3 protein-coding genes are annotated in these 5551 nt (G+C 74.6%); all 3 read left to right on the forward strand.

The features are described 5' to 3' along the window. Nucleotides 1-261: DUF3471 domain-containing protein (locus PYV61_RS20110; RefSeq protein ID WP_275834971.1), on the forward strand; the 261-nt coding region annotated here is incomplete at its 5' end. A gap of 132 nt (nt 262-393) precedes the next feature. After that, complete coding sequence (locus PYV61_RS20115; RefSeq protein WP_275834973.1) at nt 394-4011, forward strand: PAS domain S-box protein; 3618 nt, start codon at nt 394-396, stop codon at nt 4009-4011. 198 nt (nt 4012-4209) lie between these two features. Next, entirely contained in the window at nt 4210-5502 is a 1293-nt protein-coding gene (locus PYV61_RS20120) for a hypothetical protein (RefSeq protein ID WP_275834975.1), read from the forward strand. Nucleotides 5503-5551 lie beyond the last annotated feature (49 nt).

Raw genomic sequence — 5551 nt, forward strand, 5'->3', positions numbered from 1 at the left:
CTCACGCTGGCGCTGGCGGCGCTGGCCGGCGAGTACGAGGTGGCGCCCGGCCGCACCCTCGCCGTCACCGTCGAGGGCGGGCGCCTGCACGGGCAGCCCTCGGGGGGCGCGCGGCGCGCCCTGTCGCACGTCGCGGGGACGACGTTCGCCGCCGACGGGGCGCCCGTCACCCTGACCTTCGCGGTGGGCGCCGACGGGAAGGCGACGGCGGTCGTGATGCGCCAGAACGGGAACGAGCGCACCCTCCCGCGCGTGCGCTGACGGGGCGGGCGGGGCGGGGGCGGAAACGCAGGCGGTCCCTGGCGTTCCGCAGCGATTCCGTGCACCGTGAGACGGGCGTTTCGCCGCAGGCGACGCCTCCCCCCGCCTCGCCCCGCCGTCGTACTCCCCCGCATGACCACCCCGCCGTCCGCCCGCTCCCCCCTCCCGTCCTCCCTCTCCGCCCCCCGGCCGGCCACCGAGGAGAGCTACCGGACCATGTTCCGGCAGGCGTCGGACGCCATGTGGGTGCACGACATGGACACGGGGGCGATGCTCGACCTGAACGACGCCGCCGTCGAGCTGTTCGGCTACTCCGCCGAGGAGCAGAAGGCGCTCGGCGTCGCGGGGCTGCTCGTCCCCGAGACCGGGTGCACGATGGAGCGGGCGTGGGAGTACGCCCGCCGCGCGATCGCCGGCGAGCCGCAGCGCTTCGAGTGGTGCGGGCGCCACAAGGACGGCTCGCTGGTCTGGCAGGAGCTGCGGCAGCGGCGCGTCACCATCGACGGCGTCGACCGGCTGCTGGTGAGCGGACGCGACGTGAGCGCGCGGCGGGCCGCCGAGGCGGCGCTGCGCCAGGCGTACGAGGAGCTGGAGCGCCGCGTGGCCGAGCGCACCGCGGAGCTGGCGGCCACCAACGCCGCGCTGGCGCAGGAGATCGCCGAGCGGCGCGAGGCCGAGCGCGCGCTGGCCGAGCGCGAGGAGCACTTCCGCCGGCTGATCGAGAACGCCAGCGACATGGTGCTGATCTGCGACGCGACCGGGGCGATCACCTACATCGGCCCGTCGGTCGAGCGCGTGCTCGGCTTCACCGCCCAGGAGATGATGGGGAAGCGGCCGTCGGACAACATGCACCCCGACGACCAGGCGATCGTGCACGCGGCCATCGCCCGCCTCGCCGAGCACCCGGAGGAGACGGTCACGACGCGCTACCGCACCCTGCACCGGGACGGGAGCTGGCGCTACCACGAGACCACGGCCCGCGCGCTCTCGCCCGACTCGATCGAGGCCGGGTTCCTCGCCAACTGCCGCGACATCACCGACCGCGTCGAGGCCGAGCGCGCGCTGGCGGAGCGCGAGGCGCACTTCCGCCGCATGGTGGAGCACGCGAGCGACTACGTGATGATCGTCGACGCCGCGGGCGCGATCACGTACGTCGCGCCGTCGGTCGAGCGGATCCTCGGCTACCGGCCCGACGAGATCCTCGGCCAGCGGCCGACGGACCTCGTGCACCCCGAGGACGTGGACGCGGTGATGGCCACCATCGGGAAGCTGCTGGAGCGGCCCGACGAGACCTTCACCATCCAGTTCCGCAAGCGGCACCGGGACGGCAGCTGGCGGTGGATCGAGAACGTGGCCAACACGTTCGTGCGCGGCTCGCTCGAGGGCGGGCTGATGGCGAACTGCCGCGACATCACCGACCGGGTGGAGGCCGAGCGCGAGCTGCGCGAGCGCGACCTGCACTTCCGGCGGATGATCGAGCACGCCAGCGACCACGTGATGATCGTCGACGCGACGGCGGCCATCACCTACGTCGCCCCGGGCGTCGAGCGGATGCTCGGGTGGACGGTCGCGGAGATGATGGGGTCGCGCCCGGAGCACCTGGTGCACCCCGACGACGTCGAGCAGGTGATGCGCGACTTCGCGCACATCGTCGAGAACCCGGGCGAGTCGCACAAGTCGACGTTCCGCATCCGGCACAAGGACGGCAGCTACCGGGTGTTCGAGAACCTCGGCCGCACGCTGTCGCCGTACGGGGTGGAGGAGGGGATCCTCGCCTTCGGGCGCGACATCACCGACCGCCTCGAGGCCGAGCGGAAGCTGCGCGAGCAGGACGAGCACTTCCGGCGGATCATCGAGAACACCAGCGACTACGTGATGACGTGCAACACCGCCTACGAGCTCACCTACGTGAGCCCGTCGGCGCGCACGATCCTCGGCTGGGAGCAGGAGGACATGCTCGGCAAGGTGCCGGTCGAGCTGATCCACCCCGACGACCTGGCGACCGTGGGGCGCGACCTGGCCACGGCGGCCGCGGCGCCCGGCACGTCGGTCCGCACCGAGTACCGGATCCGTCACAAGGACGGCTCGTGGCGGATGTTCGAGAGCGTGGGGCGCACGATCTCGCCGCACACGTTCGACGACGGGATCATCGCCATCGCCCGCGACGTCACCGACCGCAAGGCGGCCGAGGAGGCGCTGCAGCGCAGCGAGGAGCACTTCCGCGCGCTGATCGAGAACGGCAACGACATGCTGCTGGTGAGCGACCCGCAGGGGCGCCTCACCTACGTCAGCCCGTCGATGACGCGCGTGATGGGGTACGAGCCGTCGGCGCTGCTCGGCGTGACGCCGGCGGACATCATGCACCCCGACGACGTCGCCGAGGCGATGGCGTCGGTGGGACGGCTGGTGGCGGCGCCGGGGACGGTGGAGGTCATCACCTACCGCGCGCGCCACGCCGACGGCTCGTGGCGCCTGATCGAGTCGGTGAACAGCACGCTGCTGGCGCACACCGCCGAGGCGGGGATCGTCTGCAACACGCGCGACATCACGCAGCAGCGGGCGGCCGAGTCGGCGCTCCGCCGCGCGACCGCCGAGGCCGAGCAGGCGCGCGAGGAGGCGGAGCGGGCGAACCGCGCCAAGAGCGACTTCCTGTCGCGCATGAGCCACGAGCTGCGCACGCCGATGAACTCGATCCTCGGCTTCGGGCAGCTGCTGGCGCGCGCCGAGCTGCCGACGCCGCAGGTGAAGGCGGTGCAGCACATCCTCAAGGCGGGGCGGCACCTGCTGCACCTCATCAACGAGGTGCTGGAGATCAGCCGCATCGAGGCCGGGCGCGAGAACTTCTCGCTGGAGCCCGTCCCGCTCGCGCCCGCGATGCAGGAGGCGTTCGGCCTCGTGCGCCCGCTGGCGCAGCAGTGGCAGGTGGAGCTGCGCGAGGAGCCGTGGCCGCGCGACGCGTTCGTGCACGCCGACCGGCAGCGGCTGGTGCAGGTGCTGCTCAACCTCCTGTCGAACGCGATCAAGTACAACCGCCCCGGCGGCTACGTGCGCCTGGCCTGCGCGCCGGCCGACGGGCGGTGGGCGGTGCGCGTCGAGGACCACGGCCGCGGCATCCCGGCCGACCGCGTCGAGCAGCTCTTCACGCCGTTCGCGCGCCTCGGCGCCGAGCAGTCCGAGATCGAGGGGACGGGGCTCGGCCTCGCGCTGTCGCAGCGGCTGTGCGAGGCGATGGGCGGCGCGCTGACGCTCGAGTCGACGGGCCCCGAGGGGAGCGTGTTCCGGGTCGAGCTGGCGGTCGCCGACGACCCGCGCCGCGCGCTGGAGGAGTCGGGGGCGGGGTGCGTGGAGCAGGCGCCGCACCGCGACGCGACGCTGCTGTACGTCGAGGACAACCTCGCGAACCTGAGCCTCGTCGAGACGATCCTGATGTCGCGCCCCGGGTGGCGCACGATCCCGGCGCTGCAGGGGCAGCTCGGCGTGCAGCTGGCGCAGGAGTACCAGCCGGACGTCGTGCTGCTCGACCTGCACCTCCCCGACATCCAGGGGGACGAGGTGCTGCGGCGGCTGCGCGCCGACGCGCGCACCGCGGCGATCCCGGTGATCGTCGTCAGCGCCGACGCGACGGCCGGGTCGCTCGACCGGCTGCGCGCGCTCGGCGCCGACGCGTACCTGACGAAGCCGCTCGACGTGGACGAGTTCCTGTCGGTGGTCGAGCGGTTCCTGCCGCCGGCGGAGGGCGCGCCGGCGTAGGACGCGGCGTAGTCACGGCCCGGCCCGCGCCCGACGCTCGTCGGCGCGTGGGCGCCGTTCGCCGGGCCGCGGCGACCGGTCGATGAAAAGCGGTGCGGGGGCGCGGCGGGTCGGCGCGAGGTTGGCGGAGCACGAGACCCGCCGCCGCGCCGCGTCGACCGACGCGCGGCGGCGGGTCCGCCCACCCCGGACCCCGCCATGCCGCTCCTCCGGCCGCGCCGCGCGCGCGCCGCCGCCGCCGCGGCGCTCGCCCTCGTCGCCGCCGCCTGCTCCGACGACGACCCGGTCTCCCCCGGCCCCAGGCCAGGCGCCGAGCGCTCGGCCGCCGAGTTCCGCCGCCTGCTCGTCGCCGACGACGCGCAGCCGTTCGCGCGGCTCTACGACCTCGGGAGCGGCCAGCGCGTGGACTCGATCGGCGGGCTCCCCGGGCCGGTGACGTACCTGTACAGCGCGCAGGGCCGCGTCGCGGCGATGCACTTCCAGACGCGCAACCGCGTGCAGTTCCTCGACGGCGGCGTCTACCTGCAGAACGACCGCGGCGTGCGCGCCGCGGCGCGCCTGCTCGGCGGGGTGAGCGACTCGGTGCCGCTGCACGGCAACCACAGCGGCGACATCCTGACGGCGTGGTTCGACGGCAGCGGCGTCGCGCGCTTCTGGCGCGAGGGCGACCTCGCCGCCGGCAACGTCACGCCGATGCTGACGGTCAACTCGGGCGCGCCGCACCACGGCGCGGCGGTGACGCTGCCGGGCGGCCAGCTCGTCGCGCTGAGCGCGAAGTCGGCGACCGGCACCGGGCCGGACGGCGTCGTCGTGTTCGACCTGCAGGGGCGGCGCGTCGACAGCACGCGCGCCTGCCCCAACCTGCACGGGCTCACGACCAGCGCCGCCGGCGCCGCGTACGGGTGCTCCGACGGCGTCCTGCTGGTGAGCGCGCAGAACGGCCGCGGCGTCTTCACCAAGATCACGCGCGCCGACGACCCGCGCTTCGGCTCCGGCACCGTGGTCGGGCGCGCCGGCGCGGCGAACCTGCTCGCCCGCCTCACCGTCCGCGGCGCCGAGGTGACGGCGGCGACGCGCATGCTGGGCGTGGTCGACGTGGCCGGCCGCACCCTCCTCCCGATCACGGCGCCGGGCGGCGACATCGACTGGGTGTTCGACCTCGACTACTCGGGGCGGCACGCGCTGATGCTCGGGCGCACGGGGAACCTGTACGTGTTCGACATGGGCACGCGCCAGCTCACCGGCCGGCTCGACGGGTTCGTGCCGCCGATGCCGACGACGGGCACCGTCCCGACGCCCGTGTTCGCGTCGGCCGAGGGGCTGGTGTACGTCTCCAACCCGACGCGCGGCGAGGTCGTCGAGGTCGCGCTGACCGCCGCGGGCGTGCCCACGGTCGCGCGCCGGCTGCCGGTGGGCGGGACGCCGACGCGCCTGGTGGTGCTCGGCGTGCGGCGCGGCGGCACCGTCGTCGCCGCCGACCAGTCGCCGTGACGCGCGCGCTCGCCGCCGTCGCCGCGGCGCTGGCGCTAAGTCGGAGCGT

It is taken from the genome of Roseisolibacter sp. H3M3-2 (assembly GCF_029211165.1).
In the GTDB taxonomy this organism is placed as follows: Bacteria; Gemmatimonadota; Gemmatimonadetes; order Gemmatimonadales; family Gemmatimonadaceae; genus Roseisolibacter.

Coding starts and splice junctions, on each gene's coding strand:
- PYV61_RS20115 (WP_275834973.1), top strand. CDS start 394: ATGACCACCCCGCCGTCCGCCCGCTCCCCCCTCCCGTCCTCCCTCTCC.
- PYV61_RS20120 (WP_275834975.1), top strand. CDS start 4,210: ATGCCGCTCCTCCGGCCGCGCCGCGCGCGCGCCGCCGCCGCCGCGGCG.